The organism is Pseudomonas mohnii (assembly GCF_900105115.1).
GTDB classification, from domain to species: domain Bacteria; phylum Pseudomonadota; class Gammaproteobacteria; order Pseudomonadales; family Pseudomonadaceae; genus Aquipseudomonas; species Aquipseudomonas mohnii.
Map to the genome: position 1 here is coordinate 6,101,322 of NZ_FNRV01000001.1, position 17,442 is coordinate 6,118,763.

General features: G+C 60.0%; 16 protein-coding genes. 8 read left to right on the top strand and 8 right to left on the bottom strand.

Annotated elements, in window-relative coordinates:
- Positions 1-41: 41 nt before the first annotated feature.
- On the bottom strand, positions 42-893 hold the full coding sequence (locus BLV61_RS28510) for an alpha/beta fold hydrolase (protein WP_090470025.1): 852 nt from the start codon (positions 891-893) through the stop codon (positions 42-44).
- A gap of 24 nt (positions 894-917) precedes the next feature.
- Positions 918-2,543: an AMP-binding protein gene (locus tag BLV61_RS28515; RefSeq protein ID WP_090469025.1), complete on the bottom strand. Its 1,626-nt coding sequence runs from the start codon at positions 2,541-2,543 to the stop codon at positions 918-920.
- 254 nt (positions 2,544-2,797) lie between these two features.
- Here BLV61_RS28515 and BLV61_RS28520 point away from each other — a divergent pair, with 254 nt between their 5' ends.
- The gene (locus BLV61_RS28520; protein WP_090469028.1) at positions 2,798-3,979 is read left to right on the top strand and encodes a thiolase family protein; all 1,182 of its coding nucleotides are present in this window, start codon (positions 2,798-2,800) and stop codon (positions 3,977-3,979) included.
- Positions 3,980-4,029: 50 nt separating this feature from the next.
- Here the strand turns inward: BLV61_RS28520 and BLV61_RS28525 are convergent, their stop codons facing one another.
- Genes BLV61_RS28525 through BLV61_RS28535 form a run of 3 tightly spaced genes read right to left on the bottom strand, consistent with a single transcriptional unit; the run spans position 4,030 to position 6,662 of the window.
- Entirely contained in the window at positions 4,030-4,854 is an 825-nt protein-coding gene (locus BLV61_RS28525) for an SDR family NAD(P)-dependent oxidoreductase (RefSeq protein ID WP_090469032.1), read from the bottom strand.
- Positions 4,855-4,880: 26 nt separating this feature from the next.
- The gene (locus BLV61_RS28530) at positions 4,881-5,741 is read right to left on the bottom strand and encodes a MaoC/PaaZ C-terminal domain-containing protein (protein ID WP_090469035.1); all 861 of its coding nucleotides are present in this window, start codon (positions 5,739-5,741) and stop codon (positions 4,881-4,883) included.
- Positions 5,742-5,774: 33 nt separating this feature from the next.
- Positions 5,775-6,662 carry an alpha/beta fold hydrolase gene (locus tag BLV61_RS28535; protein ID WP_090469038.1) on the bottom strand — a complete coding sequence of 296 codons (888 nt, stop codon included), beginning with the start codon at positions 6,660-6,662 and terminating at the stop codon, positions 5,775-5,777.
- Positions 6,663-6,823: 161 nt separating this feature from the next.
- On the opposite strand from BLV61_RS28535, the gene BLV61_RS28540 reads away from it, so the two are divergent.
- The 4 genes from BLV61_RS28540 (at position 6,824) to BLV61_RS28555 (ending at position 10,906) form a co-directional block, all read left to right on the top strand.
- Positions 6,824-7,975: a thiolase gene (locus BLV61_RS28540; protein ID WP_090469042.1), complete on the top strand. Its 1,152-nt coding sequence runs from the start codon at positions 6,824-6,826 to the stop codon at positions 7,973-7,975.
- A gap of 20 nt (positions 7,976-7,995) precedes the next feature.
- Positions 7,996-8,814, top strand: a complete 819-nt coding sequence (locus BLV61_RS28545; RefSeq protein ID WP_244159936.1) for an enoyl-CoA hydratase-related protein — start codon at positions 7,996-7,998, stop codon at positions 8,812-8,814.
- Between the two features lies 1 nt (position 8,815).
- Entirely contained in the window at positions 8,816-9,964 is a 1,149-nt protein-coding gene (locus tag BLV61_RS28550) for an epoxide hydrolase family protein (RefSeq protein WP_090469048.1), read from the top strand.
- A 135-nt stretch (positions 9,965-10,099) separates the two neighbouring features.
- Positions 10,100-10,906 carry a metal-dependent hydrolase gene (locus BLV61_RS28555; protein WP_090469051.1) on the top strand — a complete coding sequence of 269 codons (807 nt, stop codon included), beginning with the start codon at positions 10,100-10,102 and terminating at the stop codon, positions 10,904-10,906.
- 77 nt (positions 10,907-10,983) lie between these two features.
- Here BLV61_RS28555 and BLV61_RS28560 read toward each other — a convergent pair whose 3' ends face one another.
- Complete coding sequence (locus BLV61_RS28560; protein ID WP_090469054.1) at positions 10,984-12,060, bottom strand: glycerol dehydrogenase; 1,077 nt, start codon at positions 12,058-12,060, stop codon at positions 10,984-10,986.
- Between the two features lie 155 nt (positions 12,061-12,215).
- Here BLV61_RS28560 and BLV61_RS28565 point away from each other — a divergent pair, with 155 nt between their 5' ends.
- The 3 genes from BLV61_RS28565 to BLV61_RS28575 are packed head-to-tail and all read left to right on the top strand — an operon-like array spanning position 12,216 to position 14,703.
- On the top strand, positions 12,216-13,010 hold the full coding sequence (locus tag BLV61_RS28565) for an enoyl-CoA hydratase/isomerase family protein (protein ID WP_090469057.1): 795 nt from the start codon (positions 12,216-12,218) through the stop codon (positions 13,008-13,010).
- A 6-nt stretch (positions 13,011-13,016) separates the two neighbouring features.
- Positions 13,017-13,931, top strand: a complete 915-nt coding sequence (locus BLV61_RS28570; RefSeq protein WP_090469060.1) for an alpha/beta fold hydrolase — start codon at positions 13,017-13,019, stop codon at positions 13,929-13,931.
- Positions 13,924-14,703: an enoyl-CoA hydratase/isomerase family protein gene (locus BLV61_RS28575; RefSeq protein WP_090469062.1), complete on the top strand. Its 780-nt coding sequence runs from the start codon at positions 13,924-13,926 to the stop codon at positions 14,701-14,703. Before BLV61_RS28570 ends, BLV61_RS28575 begins: the two co-directional genes overlap by 8 nt.
- Positions 14,704-14,754: 51 nt before the next feature.
- Here BLV61_RS28575 and BLV61_RS28580 read toward each other — a convergent pair whose 3' ends face one another.
- Entirely contained in the window at positions 14,755-15,201 is a 447-nt protein-coding gene (locus tag BLV61_RS28580) for an acyl-CoA thioesterase (protein ID WP_090469064.1), read from the bottom strand.
- A gap of 10 nt (positions 15,202-15,211) precedes the next feature.
- A complete protein-coding gene (locus tag BLV61_RS28585) occupies positions 15,212-17,431 on the bottom strand; it encodes an acyl-CoA dehydrogenase family protein (RefSeq protein ID WP_090469067.1) in 2,220 nt (739 codons plus the stop codon).
- Positions 17,432-17,442: the final 11 nt, after the last annotated feature.

A 17,442-nucleotide genomic window follows, 5' to 3' on the forward strand; every position in this document is an offset into this window, starting at 1 on the left:
GGGCCCGCGACGGCCCTTGAAGTGATGCGCGTTGCCCTCTTCTAGTGTGCCGGGTAGTGGCGTTGGAGGAACTCGATAATGGCGGCATTGAACAGGTCGTTCTTGTCGCCAGCAACCATATGACCTGCGCCTTCCACGTCGACGAAGGTCATGTGGGGAATCATTGCCTGCAGCTCTTGTGCACCCTCGGGGCTGACCACGTCGCTCTGCTGGCCACGAACCAGTAAGGTCGGAATGCCGATCTTGCCGGCGGCGTCCTTCATTCGTTGAGCAATGCGTGCAACTTTTTGGCGGTGGTCTCCAGCCATGAAGCGCGGGTCCCAGTGCCAGTACCAGCGTCCGTCGTCACGCAGCCTGAGGTTTTTCTCCAGTCCACGGGTATCGGTCTTTTGCTGGCGATGAGGGTTGTAGGCACTGACGGCCTGGGCCGCGTGCTCCAGCGAGGTAAAGCCATCAGCGTTACCGGTCATGAACTCGATAATGTGATCCACGCCCGCAAGCTCCAGGCGTGGGGTTACGTCGACCAGAATCAGACAAGAAGCCAACCGCGGGTCTGCCGCACAGGCCAGCAATGAGTTGACCCCGCCCATCGACGCCCCCACCAGTGCAGGTGCCACTCCCAGCGTATCGATAACGGCCAGCAGATCCTCGACCTGGGATTGCGGGCCGTAATCGCCGTTTTCGATCCAGTCCGATTGCCCATGGCCCCGGGCGTCGAGGGAGATCACCCGGTAGCCTGCTTCGGCCAGTGTCCAGTGTGCCCGTGACCAGGAGTGGCGAGTCTGACCGCCACCATGCATCAGCAGGACTGGCGGACCATCCTGCGGGCCAGAAACATCAGCGGCCAGGCGATTGCCGGCACCGCCCGTGAACCAGACAGGTGTAGGTTGCATGGCAAGCTCCTTGGCCGCTTTCATTTAGCGTTTGGCCAGTTTCAGACCGGACTTTTCCCGGTCCCACGTGGTGGCGGTCACGCCTTCATCGCGCAGCTGGAACTTGTAGATGCGTCCCAGCGGGCTTTTCGGCAGCGCCGAGCGGTACTCGATGTAGCGCGGTACCGCGTAGTAGGGCATCTGGTCGGCGGCCCAGCGGCACAGCTCTTCTTCGCTCAGCGCGTTGCCTGGCTTGAGGGTAATGGTGACCTTCAGTTCATCCTCGCCCAGGTCTGAGAGCACGGCGTGAGCGGCCACCTCGTCGACCGTTTCGTGCTGCAGGAAGGCACTTTCCACTTCAAAGCTGGAGATGTTCTCGCCGCGACGACGCAGATAGTCTTTCTTGCGATCGACGAAATAGAAGAAGTCATCCTCGTCGAACTTGCCGATATCGCCGGTGTGGAACCACATGTTGCGCATGACTTTGAGCGTGTCTTCCGGACGCTTCCAGTAGCCATCGAACATGACGTTGGGTTTGCGGGGGCGAACAATGATTTCACCGGGTGTGTTAGGCGGTAGCTCGACATCGTTGTCGTCGACGATGCGCACGTCGAAGTCTTCGGTGTTGCGCAGGCCGGAACTGCCCGGCTTGCCAACCGTACCGAACGGCAGAATGCTCGGCAGCGAGCACTCGGTGAGACCAAAGCCGCCGCAGACGGTGTGGGTGACACCGAATCGTTCCTTCCACTGTTGCTGCACAGCCTCTGGGAACGGCGCGCCCCAGACGGCCTTGACCTGGCCGCGGCAGCGCAGGCTGGATTCGTTGTCCGGTGCGCCTGCCAGCATGGGCATCATCGCGGCGAGCAATTGCACATCGTTGGCGCCGGTACGTTCGATCTGCGGCCAGAAATTGGACACCGAGAAGCGTGGGTAAATGGCGATGCGGGCACCGACCATCATGTTGGAAACGACCGTAGTGGCCACCGCATTGAGGTGGAACAGTGGCAGCGGCGACCAGGTAATGGTGTCTTCCTGGCGATTTGTAATCACCAGCATTTGCCGCGCCAGGCTGCAGGTATAGTTGTGGCTGACCATGCAGCCCTTGGAAGGGCCGGTGGTGCCGCCGGTGTAGATCAGCATGGCCAGGTCATGGGGCATGACTTGCACGTCCGGCTCGCTGGCGTCGTCGCTGAGCAGGTCATTCCAGGCCAGCAGTGTCTGCTTGATGCTGACGGTCGGTACGGCACCGCGGTGAACCAGAGTGGTCAGTTCAGGCAGTTTGTCGGCAATGGATGCGACCCGATCGGCATAGTCACTCTCGGCAATGACCACGGCGGCGCCGGCATCACCCACTTGATGGCGCAGGAACTCACCTTTGAGTGCCGTGTTGACCGGCACACTGACGGCACCGAGCTTATTGATGGCAAACCAGATAAAGACGGCATCGGCAGAGTTGTCCAGCAGCGTTACCACGGTCTGGCCTTTCTTGACCCCCAGCTTGCTCAAGCCATTGGCCAGGCGACAGGCGGCCTGGTTGATATCGGTAAAGCTGTAGGTGTCGCCAAGAAAGTCCATGAACTGGCGGTCGCCATATTTCTCGGTAGCGCGCTGCAAGACGGCGTTGATGGTGTCTAGCTGGTCAGTGCTCCAGCCGGGTTCACGTGCTGCCATGGATCTTCACCTCGAATTTTGTTTTTGTAGGTGCCTCTCCAAGCTCGGGACGAGCGCAGAGATTTCCCGCTATCTTAGCGCCAGTTCCAGACCTGCGTAACAACCGCAAATTCCAATAACTGACTGTTTGACATTTTTTAGAGTCTGCCGCAGTGTTGCAGGTGGGTCAATACTCAAGACCCCGACAATTGCATATCGCCAAATCCGAAACGGAGAGCGGCGGTGACTCGAGATCAAAAACTAGAGGAATTTTCATGACCATGGCTCCAGAGCGCCAAGCGATCATCTCCGGCATCGGGCAATCGGCAGTGGGTCGCAGGCTGGGACGTAGTGGCCTGGACCTGACGCTGGAAGCCATATTGGCGGCCCTTGAGGATGCCGGCCTGGACCGCAAGGACATCGATGGTGTTGCCAGCTGGCCGGGCTACCGTGCCGATATGCCGGCTTTTTCCCCGGTGTCCATTGGTCAGGTCAAGGAATCGCTGGGGCTGGAGCTGAGTTGGTACAGTGCCGGTAACGAAGCGACGCAGATGAGCGCCTTGATCAACGCCTGTATGGCTGTCGCTTCGGGTCAGGCCAGGCACGTCATCTGTTTTCGCACCGTGACTGAATCCAGCGCATTGGCCACAGGTGTGCGCTCAAGCTCCGTAGGAGGAGAAGGGCGTGTATCGGGCTTTGGCGAATTCCAGGTGCCGTTTCAGGCGGCGTCGGCCGCCAACTGGGTGGGGCTGGTTGCCAGCCGTTACTTCCATGAGTTTGGCGCGACCCGCGAGCAGCTGGCGGCGGTTGCACTCAATGCCCGACGCAATGCGGCGCTCAATCCCAAGGCGGTCTATCGCGAGCCGCTGAGCATGGAGCAGTATCTGGCATCGCGCATGGTGTCGACGCCGCTTTGCCTGTACGACTGCGACGTGCCGGTGGATGGCTCGACGGTGCTGATCGTTTCTCACCGTGATACAGCGCAGGACTTGCGCTCGCGGCCGGTCAACATCGAATCAATCTGCGGCCCGTTCACCGGTCGCGACGCTTGGGATCAGATGGGCGATCTGACGCGCTATTGCGCCGAAGAGGCCGGTCGGCGGCTTTGGCAGCGTACCGATTACAAGCCTGCCGACGTGAAGGTTGCCGCGCTGTATGACGGCTTCAGTTTCCTCAGTCTGCTTTGGCTCGAGGGGCTGGGCTTCTGTGGGCGCGGTGAGGCGGCGGCGTTCGTCGAAGGCGGTCACCGTATTGCCCTGGACGGCCAATTGCCAATGGCCACCCACGGCGGCCAACTGTCGGCCGGACGTCTTCATGGGCTCGGCCATGTGCATGAGGCGGTGGTCCAGTTGCGCGGCGAAGGCGGGGCCCGACAAGTACCGGGTCAACCGCGCCTGGCGGTGGCGAGTAATGGTGGTGGCCCATTGGCCGGGGCCGTGTTGCTGTCCAGCGAGTAACCGGTGCCCGAAGGCTTGCGGATTGCTTGCCGCAAGCCTTCGGATACTGCTCAAGCGTGGTAGAGGTTCCATTCGCCGGTGGTGGGCGACCGCGTCCAGCCACTGGAGGCGATGGCACCGCCATCCACCGGCACGGTCAAGCCGGTGACATAGGACGCCATGTTCGACACCAGAAACACCACAACGCCCGCCAACTCATCGGTCGATCCGGTGCGCCCAAGCGGGATGTAACGATCGCGGGCGGCTTTGCCCGCTTCGCCGCCGGCTTCCATATAGGGCCTCAAACCGTCGGTCATGATCATGTCCGGCGCCAGTGCATGCACGCGAATGCCATGCCCGGAAAGCTCCAGCGCCATCGAACGGCTGAAACTGATCATGCCGGCCTTGCAAGCGGCGTAGACGGCAAACCCCGGCGCTGCGCGCAGGCCTTCGCTGCTGGCGATATTGATGATGGTGCCGCCCTGGCCGGCTTCAACCATCACCTTCGCGGCTGCCTGGGTGGCTGTCAGCATGCTGATGAAATTGAAGTCGATATGACGCCGCCAGCTGCGCTCGCTTTGCTCCAGAAAACTGCCGTTGCGCACGCCACCGGCGTTATTGACCAGGATATCGAGGCGGCCGAAATGCTCGGCGGTCCGTGCCACGGTGGCCGTGATTTGCTCCGTGTGGTTGACGTCGGTTTCCAGGAACAGCGCCTGGCCGCCTGCTGCCTCGATGGTGCGCACCAACTGTTCGCCGCTGACCCGGTCGATGTCGGCGATGGCCACGCGGGCTCCGAAGCGGGCCAGGTTCAGGGCAATGCCGGCGCCGATACCATTGGCGCCAGCGGTAATCAGGGCGACTTTGCTGTCCAGACGAATGTCAATGGGTGTCATGACGTGCTCCTTTGTTGTTATTGGCCTCAGCCTCTGAGTTCGGCTCGACCGTTATTGATGACCACTACATCGCGTTCAACACTGCGAACCCGGAAGGAGATGACCGGGCCATCGACCCAGATTTCCGTGCGGAAGGTTTCACCGGGGTAGGCCGGAGCGGTAAAGCGCCCGAAGATGGACGCAATCTGACGACCATCGAATGCACACACCGCTTGCATGATCGCGCGCCCCGCCAGACCCCAGGTCGCCAATCCATGCAAGATCGGCCTTTGAAAACCGGCTTTGGCGGCCACCTGTGGATCGGCGTGCAAAGGGTTCCAGTCGCCATTCAAGCGATAGAGCAGCGCCATGTTTTCGGCAGTCACCAGATCGATAATGTGTTCGGGGGCACGCTCGGGCACGGTGTGGGGCGCCGGGGCACTGCGTTGCGGACCGCCGAAGCCGCCGTCGCCGCGTGCCAGCATGGTCTGGCTGATGGTGCACAGTGGCTCGCCGCTGTCGGCTTCCAGAATGCGTCGCTCATAGGTGATCAACGCGCCCTTGTCCGCACCCTTGTCGATGATGTCGACGACCCGGGATTTGCCGATAACCCGGGCTTCGGCGGGCAATGGTTTGTGCAAGACCAGGCCTTGCTCGGCATGCACGATGCGCACCCAATCAAGCCCTGTGTTGAGGGTGCGCGGCCAATAGCCGGGGTGTGCGAGCACCACGCCCATTGTGGGTACTGCTCGCAACTCGGCCTCATACACCAGGGGCAGCTGATGGGCGTCCAGCGGGTCACTGCCGTAACCCAGGCTGAGGGCGTACAGAATACTGTCCTTGTGGGTGTAACTCTGCTGTGTATCGGGAATCTGCAGATCAAGCAGTTTGTAGTAATCGATGGCCATGGTTCGGGTCCTCGGACAGACAAAATGGAAGGGTCAGGCAAGCAGCGCGCGCAGCGTGCTGATCAATGCGATGGGCTGGTCGAACATCAAGTGGTGGTGCCCGTCGGGTATGGCGATGGGGCCGCAGGCATCGGTGAGGTGGTTGACGATGCGGTGGGCCATGGCTGGGGAAACGACGACACTGCGTTCACCGAACACGTACGCGACGGGGCGCTTGATTCTGGACAGGAGTTGTTCGCCGTCGCCTTCGCGCGCACCACCGGGCGGCAGATTGACGTCGAACTTCCAGCGCACGCCGGTGGCCGTCGCGCGCACTGAGTGCCTGGCCACATGTTCTACCAGGCAGGGCATTGCGTCGGGCTGCTGCGGTAGCAGCCGGAAACGTGCAACGGCGCTTTCAACGTCCGGGTATTCACGGTCACCGCGAATTTTCGCAGGCTCCTTGACCGCCTCCTGATCGGAAAACACCACGTAGCTGTCAATGATGATCAGCCGCTCGAACAGCTCCGGCCGATCGGCACAAGCGCGTAGTACTCGGGATCCGCCATAGCTATGGCCGATGGCAATCAAGCGCGGAGTGTCCAGCCACTCGGCGACGGCAATGACATCTTCGGCCAGGGTATGTGGGCCGTAGCTGGCGCGGTGGGCGCTGTCGCCCATCCCCGATAGATCCAGGGCGATGACCCGGTACCGTTCGGCGAAGAACGGTGCGATGAAATCCCACCAATGGGCATGTCCGCGAAAGCCGTGGACGAACAACAGAACGGGCTTGTCGCGCGCCTCGAAGTTCCAGGACAACAGGTGCAGGCGGCTGCCGTTGGCTTCGATGTATTGCGAACGACCAGGGTGCTCCAGTGCCCATTTGAACCAGGCGGGAGGTGCCGGGGATTCATCGGCTTTTTGCTGTGGGATCTCGCTCATGGTACCGGTCCTTTTTATGGCCTGTTTACGCATTAGCCATGACGCTATTGCAGCGTGCGTTTGCTTAGGCTAATTTGTCGTCATAGCTGATACTATGTTAGTTATTATTTCGAAGTCCAGACCAATCGCCGGTATCGACCGGACCGAAGCGGAGTGCAGCAATGGAGCGTTTTCCTCGAGGGCAGGTGGCAATCGTCGGCGCTGCCACCTATGGCATGGGTGAGTCCCCGGGCATGCGATCGCTGGACCTGGCCGCCAAGGCCGCCGTCTTGGCACTCAAGGATGCCAACGTCAGCCTGCAGGAGGTCGATGCACTGTTTGTCTGCACACCAGATGACGCATTGTCAGGTTTGAGCGCAGCGGAATACCTCGGCATCCAGCCACGCTTTACAGAAAACAACCGCACCGGGGGCTCAGCCTTTCATTCCCATGTGATCGCGGCCACCCTGATGCTCGAAAGCGGCTATTGCGACACGGCATTGATCATTTACGGCAGTAACCAACGCACGGCATCCGGCGGGCTGGTTTCAATGCGCTTGCCGTCGCCTTACGAGAAGCCGTACAAGCCGCTGACGCCGCTTTCGTCCTATGCACTGGCTGCCGCGCGCCACATGCACCAGTACGGCACGACCCGTGAGCATCTGGCCGAGGTCGCCGTGGCGGCGCGCAAGTGGGCCCAGCTCAACCCGGACGCCTTTGTCAGGGATGAACTGACCATCGAAGACTGCTTGAAAGCACGGATGGTTTCCGATCCGTTGAGCGTGCGTGACTGCTGCCTGGTCACCGACGGTGCAGCGGCGATTGTGCTGACTCGCTCCGACCGCGCCCGTGACCTGCAGGCACGTCCGGTGTACCTGCTCGGTGGTGCAGCGGCGACCTGGTATTCGGGTGTCGACCAGTCGCAGGACCTTACCGTGACGGCTGCGCGTGAATCGGGCCAGCGTGCCTACGCACTGGCCGGTGTCACCCCGGCGGATATCGACGTGGTGCAGCTGTATGACGCCTTCACCATCAATACCCTGCTGTTTCTCGAAGACCTCGGGTTTTGCCCGAAAGGCGAGGGCGGTCACTTCGTGTCGGGCGGCAACATCGCCCCGGGTGGTTCATTGCCGGTCAACACCAATGGCGGTGGTTTGTCGTGCTGCCATCCTGGCATGTACGGGTTGTTCACCATTGTCGAATCCTGCATGCAGCTACGGGGTGAGGCTGGCCAGCGTCAGGTCGCCAATGCCCGTTTGGCGCTGGCACACGCCAACGGCGGCACGCTTTCCAGCCAGGCCACGTTGATCCTCGGCACAGCTGAAACTCTTTGATCCACTGGAGATAACCCTTCATGAGCACGACTGTCACAGGCACGCCAATGCAACATGTGCACACCGAAATCCGCGATCGGGTCGCTGTCGTGACCCTTGACCGTGCGCCGGTCAATGCGCTCGATTCGGTAGCCATCCGTGAGCTGACCGCCACTTTCAATGCCTTGGCACGGTCTACCGAAGCCAGTGTGATTGTGTTGATGGCACCCGGCGACCGGCTGTTTTGTGCCGGGATCGACCTCAATGATTCCGCACGGCGGCATGCCCGAACACCCGCCGAGGGCGACACTACCCTCGATCTGCTCGATCCGGGTGCGGTCGTACGCGAATGCTTCTGGTCCATTCTCGATTGTCCGCTGCCGGTCATCGCGGCGGTCAATGGCAAGGCCATTGGTGCCGGGCTGGTGCTGGTGGCGTGCTGCGATCTGATTATCGCGTCAGAGAACGCCACCTTCTCCGTTCCGGAAATCAAGGTCGGCGTGCTCGGTGGTGCGAGGCACCTCCAGCGGCTGGTCGGGCCGTTCAAGACGCGCAAGATGTTTTTCACCGGTGAGGCGGTTCCGGCACAAGAGTTCTATAGATTGGGTGCTGTCGAGGAGGTCGTCGCGCCGGAGAAGTTGATGGACGCAGCCCTGGGCCTGGCCGCCAGTATCGCTCGCAACAGTCCGATTGGTTTGCGTCTGGGCAAGGAATCGCTGACACGGGTCGAGGACCTGGGGCTCAAGGAAGGTTATCGTATCGAGCAGGATTACACGGGCCGGGTGACGCGCTACAACGATTCCACCGAAGCGCGCCGTGCCCAAATGGAAAAGCGCGATCCCAACTGGACCTGGAGCTGATATGAAAGCCTTCGAAGTGCAATGGACTGATGCCGACATCGCGCGGGTGATGCGCAAGGTCGAGGATTGTCGGTTACCCCCGGCGCCTGCCGGTAGCGGCTGGACGCTGGGCTGTGACAGTGAGTTTTTGCATCGACTGCAACGCCACTGGCTTGAGTCGTTCGATTGGCAGGCCTGCCAGGACCGGCTCAATCGTTACCCGCAATTCATCGCCGAGATCGATGGCCTGGAGGTGCATTTCGTCCACGTCAAAGGTGAAGCCGAAGGGCGTCGGCCATTGCTGTTGACCCATGGCTGGCCGGGCTCGCATCTGGAGTTTTGGGACGTCATCGAACCGCTGGCATTTCCGTCACGCCATGGCGGCAGTGCCGATCAGGCCTTCGATCTGATCATCCCAAGCTTGCCGGGCTTCGGTTTCAGCGGCAAACCACCTGGCGTCTTCAGCCAGCGTCAGACAGCGATCCTGTGGAACAAATTGATGACTGAGGTGCTGGGCTACCCGCGCTATTGGGCTCAGGGCGGCGATTGGGGTTCCATCGTCACGTCCTGGCTTGGCCTGGACCATGGCCAGCATGTCGAAGCGATTCATTTGAACATGCTGGGCTTTCGCTCGCTCACCCCGCCGCGAGACGACGCTGAACTCAACTGGCAGCGCCAGGCCGAAGCCGCCCAGCGGGCTTACAGCGGATATGCGGCGGTGCAGATGAGCAAGCCACAGTCGATTGCCTGGGCTGCAGCGGATAACCCAATGGGCCAGGCAGCATGGATTCTGGAGCGCTTTCATGACTGGGCGGATTTGCGTCAGCGCAGCTTCGAACAGGTCTTCGACCTGGATACCCTGCTGAGCAACATCGTGCTGTATGTGATGACCGGCAGCTTCACCAGTGCGCTCTGGTATTACCCCGGCGTGGTCAAGGATGGTTTTACGCTATTGCCTGCCGGTGTTCGTTGTGAAACCCCGACGACGTTCGCCGAGTACTCGGGTGACGCGCTGACGCCTGTGGCGCCACGCAGCCGGATCGAGTTGGTCTACAACCTGGCTGACATGACGTCATTGCCTGAAGGCGGGCATTTTGCGGCGATGGAGGTGCCAAAGCATTTCGTCGAAGATATCCGCCGCTGGGGCGCATCCGTGGTGGCCCGCCGTTAGTCCGAGGGGCTCCGTGGCGATTGACGCGGAGCCTGGATCGGAATACAACTGACAAACAGTCATTTATTATTCTTGCAGTTGGGTACCTGCGGCCCGACTTGAGCACAATCAATAACAATAAGAGGAACCGTGGCGATGAAAGTCCGTCTACCCAACTTCGATTTTTCCAGTATTCGACCCCATTGGGCACCGGTCCATGAGTTTGCCCAGAGCTACAACGCGTTTTCCACGGTACCTGCGCATATCGAGCCGTTTCTGGTCAAAGTCATGATGCGCGTCAAGGATGCCCTTGGCGAAAGCCATCCAAAACTGCGCGAGAGCATCGAGATTTTCAACAAGCAGGAAGTGCAGCACTGCAAGCAGCACGTGGCTTTCAACAAGATGCTGTACAAGTCTGGTTATGAAGGCATGCAAGCCCTGGAGAAACCTTACAAGGAGGATTACCAGCGTTTCCTCGACACAAAATCGCTGCGCTTCAATGTCGCCTATTGCGAAGGTTTCGAGGCCATGGGTTCGTCGGCCGGACAGGTCTTTTTCGAGGAACTTGACGAGTACCTTGAAGGCGCCGACCAAGAGGCGGTGGATTTGTGGAAGTGGCACCTGGCAGAAGAGTTCGAACACCGGGAAGTGTGCTTCCAGGCCTATAAGGCGCTGTATGGCAATGGTCTGTTCGCCTGGCTGTATCGGGTCTGGGCCTTCGGCTATGCGGTTAAGCACATCGGTTCGCACACCGCTCGGGTGGCGGCTTACTTGACTGACAAAGATCGCGAAGGCATGACCGAGGAACAACGCCTGGCATCGATCGAGCGCCAGAAGCTGCTGAAGGCAAAAATTGCCAAGGCCAGCAAGAAGCGCTTGGTCAAGGTGCTGTCGCCGTTTTACAACCCGGCAAAAATGATTCCATCGCCGGGCATGGCTGAATTGCTCGCGCGTTTTTCCTGAGCTCCAGGCAACAAAAAGTGCCAGGCAGCAAAAGGGGAGCCCCAGGCTCCCCTTTTTGCTGCCTGGATTTCAGGAAATTATCCGCCCAGTTGTTCTACGCGCTTGATAGCCGCCTCCAGTTGATTGGCATCGACTGGGGGGGAGAATCGCGCGGCACTTGGGCTGACCATGGATTTCTCGGCCAGCTCGCGAATCTCTTTATTGCTCGGCTGCAGCAGGCCAAAGTCCTGCAACAGCGTCGGCAGTCCGATCTCATGATAGAAACCGATCAGCTCTTCTATGAATGCCAGTGGGCGATTTTCCAGCACCAATTGAACGAGCAAGCCGTAGGCAACGTGATCGCCATGCAGTGTGCCCTTGGCTCGCTGCAAGTAAGAGAAGCCGCGAGCAATCGCGTGGGAAACCGACAAGCCACCGTTCTCGAAACTGATCGTGCTGAGCAGTACCGTGGCTTCGACCAGTGCCTCCAGGTCATTGTTGACCTGCTTGGCTTCGACGGCGCGCAACGCCGCGGCGGCGTGCTTGCGAATGATGCTGTAGCAGGCATCGGCGGCCATCAGGCCAGTCAGCGATGCAGGGGTGCCCAGCAGGGTAAGGGCACCGGCGGAGGCGCAAGCCTGGGCTTCGAATTTCTTTGAAATGGCATCGCCAATTCCGGCGCGCAGAAAACGTGCCGGGGCATTGGCAATGACGCCAGTATCGACCAGCACCAGGTCCGGGTTGCGTGGCAAATGGAGGATGTCCTGCATGATGTGTTCATCGTCGTACACGGCAATGGCGGCACTGGCAGGGCCATCGTTCGAAGCGATGGTCGGCACACTGATGCTGCGCAAACCCAGCTTCAAGGCGACACCCTTGGCGGTGTCCAGAGCCTTGCCGCCACCCAGACCCACCACCATGTCGGCACCGAACCGCAAACTGTCCTGAGCCAGAGCGGTAATGGCGGCATGGGTGATTTCCCCCGGAAAGACTTCCAGTGCACAGGCAACGTCGGCTGCCTTGAAGCTCGCCAGCACGCGGTCACCCAGCAACCGGGCCATGTCGGCGTCGGTGATCACCAGGGCACTTCTGCCCAGCACTTTGCAATGGCGGCCCAATTCATCGAGTGCCGCATCGCCCTGAACATAGCGCGAGGTTGCCGCAAATATCCGCATGGGAAGCTCCTAAAAATGAATGTCAGTTGGTTATTGTATTTTTCTTGGCTTTTTTGGGCTTGCGTCACTGTTTCTGGTGCTATACATTCTACACATAACTGACCAAATGTCAGCTTTCGATGAGTTTAACAACAAAAGGCCCTTGGAGGGTGATGATGAATTTCGCTGACTATAAGACGATTGCTTTCGAACGTCGTGGCCGTGTTCTGAACGTGACTTTCAACCAACCAGAGAAGCTCAACAGCTTCGCCGGCGTGTCGCACACCGAGCTGTCCTGGTTGTTCTACGACCTGGTTGAAGATACTGAAAGCGACATCATTGTTGTCTCCGGCGCGGGCCGCGCCTTCAGTGCCGGCGGCGATATCGAGTACATGCAATGGCTGCATGACAATCCGACCGAGTTCTATCGTTGCGTTCGCGAAGCCAAGCGCATCGTCAACGGCATGCTGGAGTGCGACAAGCCGATCATCGCCAAGGTCAACGGCGATGCGATTGGCCTGGGCGCTACCGTTGCAGTGTTCTGCGATGTGGTCTTCGCCGCCGAGACCGCACGCTTTGGCGATCCGCACAACAACGTCGGTCTGATCAGCGGCGACGGTGGGCAGATCATGTGGCCGTACCTGATGGGCTATGCCCGCGCCAAGCACTACCTGTTCACGGGTGAGAAGTTCACCGCTAAACAGGGCGTCGAGTTTGGTATGGTCAACGCCGCCATGCCAGCTGCCGAATTGGATGCCTACGTCGACGCCTACGCCGATAAACTCGCCGCCATGCCGGTACAGTCTCTGCGCTGGAGCAAATCGACCATCAACGTACCGCTGCGCCAGATGGCGGCGAGCATGATGGACGTGGGTATGGCTTACGAAAACGTGTCCTCGGCGAGCAAGGATCATGTCGAGGCCATTGCGGCCTTCCGTGAGAAGCGCACACCTAAATTCAATCAGCGTTGATCGACCATGCTGAGCGCCTCTTTCGCCCAGGCTGCCTTAGGTCGCCGCGCCCAGGAGGTGCCCAGCTGGTTTAGCCGGGCTATCGCCCAGGCGGGACAATCACATCGCGTCAACGTCGAGGGTATCGAGCTTCATTACCTGAGCTGGTCGCCACTCAATGCTGACAAGCCGGTGTTGCTGTTTGTGCATGGTTTGCGTGCGCATGCCCATTGGTGGGACTGCATAGCGCCGTTTTTCGCCGAACACTACCGGGTTGTCGCCCTCGATCTGTCCGGGATGGGTGACAGCGGTCATCGTTCGGATTACCCGTTTCAGATCGCGGCGGCCGATATCGTTGGCTTTATTGAACAGGCTGGCCTGGGGCCGGTCATTGCCGTAGGTCACAGCTACGGGGGAGCGCGGGTGATGCGTGCCTGTGCCGATCGCCCTGATCTTTTTCAACGGCTGATCATTCTCGATGCTCTGGTGGTTTATCCCGAGGACATTCCGCCGTTCGATCCAGTCAAACCCGCACCACGACGTTTTTACCCGGACCAGGCGACGGCGCTGGGGCGTTATCGCCTGTTGCCGGAACAGCCTGTTGCCTTGCCGTACATCGTCGATCACATTGCCCGGCATTCATTGGTCGAGCATGAACAAGGCCTGTGCTGGAAGTTCGACCCGATGATGCCCTCCGGGGTCGCGCAGGAGGAGTTGGCAGCGAGCTTGCTGCCCAGGGTCAACCGACCGGTGGATTTCGTCTATGGCGAGCACAGCGCAATCGTGTCCAGGGCCATGGCCGAGCGCATCGTGGCGGACCTTCCCGATGGGCGCGGTCCGTTCGCAATACCCGGTGCCCACCATCACATGATGATCGACCAGCCTCTCGCGCTGATCGCGCTATTGCGCGGCCTTCTTGCCAATGGAGCCAACTATGAATGACCTGGTTTTGCTGGAACGCCACGGTGCCGTGGCGGTTGTGACGTTGAACAATGCCAAGACTCGAAACGCCTTGTCCCGTGACTTGCTCACCGTTCTCGCCGATTGCCTTGAGGCACTGAACGATGACGTGGAGTGCCGGGCCATTGTGATCAACGGCGCCAATGGGCATTTTTGTTCCGGTGGCGATGTTTCCGGCATGTCGGCCGAGCGTCCGCTACCCGTCGGTCGTGGACGGATGGTGCTCGGGCATCGGGTGGTCAAGGCGATGGTTTCTGGCAACAAACCGGTGATCGCCGCGGTGCAAGGTTATGCCGCGGGCGCCGGGTTTTCATTGGCAGCTGCTGCCGACTATGTCGTGGCAGCACCAAGCGCCAAGTTCGTTTCATCCTTTGCCAAGGTAGGGTTGGTTCCGGACCTTGGATTGCTCTGGAGTCTTCCACAGCGCATTGGTGTGGCGCAGGCGCGACGGTTGTTCTATAGCGCAGCGGTGGTCGAAGCCGAGGAAGGATTGAAGCTAGGGATAATCGATACTCTGGTGTCCGAAGACGACGATTTGTTGCCTACGGCAGTCAGCCTGGCGCAAAGCTTTACTGCTCACGCGCCGCTTTCTGTGGCGCTGGTACGCTCTGCATTGTCTCGTGGCATGGGCACTCTTGATGAGGCGCTGGGCTACGAGATGGATAACCAGGCGGCGTTGTACCTGACCCAGGACCATCGCGAAGCAGTCGATGCGTTCATGAGCAAGCGCCCACCCAATTTCAGAGGGGTTTGAAAATGGCGAGGTCGCAGGCTGCACAGACCTGCGATCTCGCTGTAGTAGGGGTCAATGTTGTAAGTGAGTACTGAAGCGCTCCTTGAACTCAGTAGGTACTTCCACGACTTTCGAAGCGACAAAATCGAAGAAAACGAAGCCATTCTTTGCCAGTGCAATCACGCGCGCGTCGTGCTTGCGTGTAATGCGATAAATAAAATCCCCTCCATAGGTGTTCAGGTCCGTCACCCCCACTTCTATAAGCAATTGATCATTGAAATATGCGGGCGCCTTATAAATGGTTGCCAGATCGGTGATCAGCGTACCGTGGCGACTGTTAGCGACATCCTCGGGTGGCATGCCGTAGTGGCACAGAAACAGCGTACGCGCATCCGAAATCAAGGAAATCAGCCTGTCGTTGCCCAGGTGATTTCCAGCATTGATTTCGCTCATGCGCACCCTGAACGTTGTGCTAAAGCAGAAAGATTCTTCCGGAAGCTCAAGCTGCAAGCGCGGCATCTGTGGATCCTCAGGTCCTGGAGCGCGGCATGCCGAGTGCCTGTTCGGCAATCAGGCTGCGATGGATCTCGCTGGTACCGCCGTAGATAGTCATGCCGATCGACTGCCGATAGCCCAGCTCTACATGCCCCAGCCCGGTGTTTGATTGCAGCAAGGTGTCGGGTGCGCAGAGGTCCATCAAGTCGAGCGCATCACGCTGGTACTGTTCAGTGGAGAACAGTTTCGACATCGGCCCGAAGGCGGCGCGGCCAGGCACTTGCTCCTGTACGCCCCAAATGGTCCGGTAGCACAGGTCGCGGGCAATGGTCGTGTGTACCGCCACACGTGCCAGTCGCCGTTGTACATCGGCATTTGCCAACATGGGGTGGCCATCGCGCCGAGTGGATTGCGCCCATTGCAGTGCATGCTTGTACATGTTTTCGAAACTGATGCGGTACTGATCACCGCCGTGCTCCAGCTCCAGGGTCGCGGCCATGACAGCGGTGCCACCGTCAATTTCACCGATCCGATAGCGATCGGCGACGACAACTTCGCTCAAGTAGGTGATGTTGGTGCGCTCATCCTGCAGGGTATGCACCGGATGGACTTCGATGCCCGGCAAGTCCATTGGCACCAGGAACAGCGTCAGGCCTGCGTGCTTGGGCACATCGGAGTTGGTTCGTACCAACAGGAAGACATAGTCCGCAAGGTTGGCGGCGGTAGTGAACATCTTCTGCCCGTTGATGACCCAGTTGCCGTCAAGGGTGCGCGTGGCACGTGTCTTCGCGGCAAAAACGTCGGAGCCGCACGACGGCTCGCTGAAGCCCAGGCAAGCCAACGCTTCGCCACTGGCAAAGCGGGGCAGGGCTTCTGCTTTGACTTCGTCGCTGGCGAAGCGCATGACGATCTGCGCTACCTGGTTGGTGATCGGGGTGGTGATGCGCTGCCAGTTGTGCGCTTCGAACACTTCCTGCAAGGCGGCCATGTCAAAAGCGTTTTTGCCTCGGCCACCGAATTCGGCAGGCCAATGAGGAAACAGCAGGCCTGCATCGGCCAGCATGCGGTTAAAGCCGGCATGGTAGCCATCGACCGAATGATGGGCGTAAGCTTTCAATTCTTCGGTCAGATGTGTGCGGAAAAACGCTCGAACCTCTTCGGCGAACAGGGCAGCCTGCGGCCCGTGGCCGAATTCCAGATTGACCTCACCGACCTCTGGCAGGGCGACGGTGTGACCGTCACTCCACAAGCGTGCGGCAACCCTGTCCAGCTCAAGCTGCGGGTCGCCATTGAGCATCCCCCAGGCTTTCGCCCGGCGGTAATACAATTGCACGTCGTATTCGAGCGAAACGCCGTAGCCACCGAAAGTATGCAGCGCACGGGCCACTGCACGCCCGGCAGATTGCGTTGACCACCACCAGGCCATCGAGACCAATGCAGCCGCGTCGGGTTGCTGCCGCGCGATGCTCCAGACCGCATGTCGTACCAGCAGTTGGCCGCCCTCGATTTCGGTCAGGGCATCGGCCAGTGGATGGGCGATACCCTGAAAGCCGCCGATAGCCCGACCGAACTGCTGGCGTTCGCATGAATAAGCAGCGGCCAACTTCAATGCCTGATGGGCAAGGCCCATCAGCATGGCTGCCTTGAGCAGTTTCCATTCTTCCACGGCTTGCTCGAAAGCGCGGCAGGACTCGGCACCGCTGGCGATTATGTGGCTCTCGACCGTGTGGTCATCGGCGGCCAGTATCTGCAGGTTATCGGCGCCAAGATTGGCGCTTGGCGGTTTTGCCGCCAGACCCGTCAGCGCCAGAATGGCATCGCCCCGACGAACAAGCACGGCAATCGCGGCATTGGCTCCCGGCAGAGCAATGGATCGCCCCGCGCCGTAGGGCTGCGGGGCGAGCGTGATTAGCTCTCCCTGTTTGGCCTGATCGAGCAGCGCTGTTGCGGCCGGGCTGTCGAGCTGTGCCAGCAGGCGCGCTGCCGGCAGCGATTCGGCCAGAGGCACCGAGACCAGATGGCGTCCGGCTTCCTCGGCAACCAGCACGGCCTCCAACAGTCCCATGTTGGAACCGCCGGCGGACGCCGGAATGCGCATGGTGGTGATACCGAAATCCACCAGTTGCCGCCACAGGTCAGCGTCGAACCCGCGGGCTTCTGCAGCGCGCACGCGTGCAGGGCTGGACTCAACGCTGAAAAGGCGGGTGACGGAGTTGAGCAACATTTGCTGCTCTTCGGATACGTTCAAGTTCATGGCAACCTCGC

Coding starts and splice junctions, on each gene's coding strand:
- BLV61_RS28575 (WP_090469062.1), top strand. CDS start 13,924: ATGAATGACCTGGTTTTGCTGGAACGCCACGGTGCCGTGGCGGTTGTG.
- BLV61_RS28530 (WP_090469035.1), bottom strand. CDS start 5,741: ATGGCCATCGATTACTACAAACTGCTTGATCTGCAGATTCCCGATACA.
- BLV61_RS28525 (WP_090469032.1), bottom strand. CDS start 4,854: ATGACACCCATTGACATTCGTCTGGACAGCAAAGTCGCCCTGATTACC.
- BLV61_RS28555 (WP_090469051.1), top strand. CDS start 10,100: ATGAAAGTCCGTCTACCCAACTTCGATTTTTCCAGTATTCGACCCCAT.
- BLV61_RS28570 (WP_090469060.1), top strand. CDS start 13,017: ATGCTGAGCGCCTCTTTCGCCCAGGCTGCCTTAGGTCGCCGCGCCCAG.
- BLV61_RS28545 (WP_244159936.1), top strand. CDS start 7,996: ATGAGCACGACTGTCACAGGCACGCCAATGCAACATGTGCACACCGAA.
- BLV61_RS28585 (WP_090469067.1), bottom strand. CDS start 17,431: ATGAACTTGAACGTATCCGAAGAGCAGCAAATGTTGCTCAACTCCGTC.
- BLV61_RS28540 (WP_090469042.1), top strand. CDS start 6,824: ATGGAGCGTTTTCCTCGAGGGCAGGTGGCAATCGTCGGCGCTGCCACC.
- BLV61_RS28520 (WP_090469028.1), top strand. CDS start 2,798: ATGACCATGGCTCCAGAGCGCCAAGCGATCATCTCCGGCATCGGGCAA.
- BLV61_RS28560 (WP_090469054.1), bottom strand. CDS start 12,060: ATGCGGATATTTGCGGCAACCTCGCGCTATGTTCAGGGCGATGCGGCA.
- BLV61_RS28565 (WP_090469057.1), top strand. CDS start 12,216: ATGAATTTCGCTGACTATAAGACGATTGCTTTCGAACGTCGTGGCCGT.
- BLV61_RS28580 (WP_090469064.1), bottom strand. CDS start 15,201: ATGCCGCGCTTGCAGCTTGAGCTTCCGGAAGAATCTTTCTGCTTTAGC.
- BLV61_RS28515 (WP_090469025.1), bottom strand. CDS start 2,543: ATGGCAGCACGTGAACCCGGCTGGAGCACTGACCAGCTAGACACCATC.
- BLV61_RS28510 (WP_090470025.1), bottom strand. CDS start 893: ATGCAACCTACACCTGTCTGGTTCACGGGCGGTGCCGGCAATCGCCTG.
- BLV61_RS28535 (WP_090469038.1), bottom strand. CDS start 6,662: ATGAGCGAGATCCCACAGCAAAAAGCCGATGAATCCCCGGCACCTCCC.
- BLV61_RS28550 (WP_090469048.1), top strand. CDS start 8,816: ATGAAAGCCTTCGAAGTGCAATGGACTGATGCCGACATCGCGCGGGTG.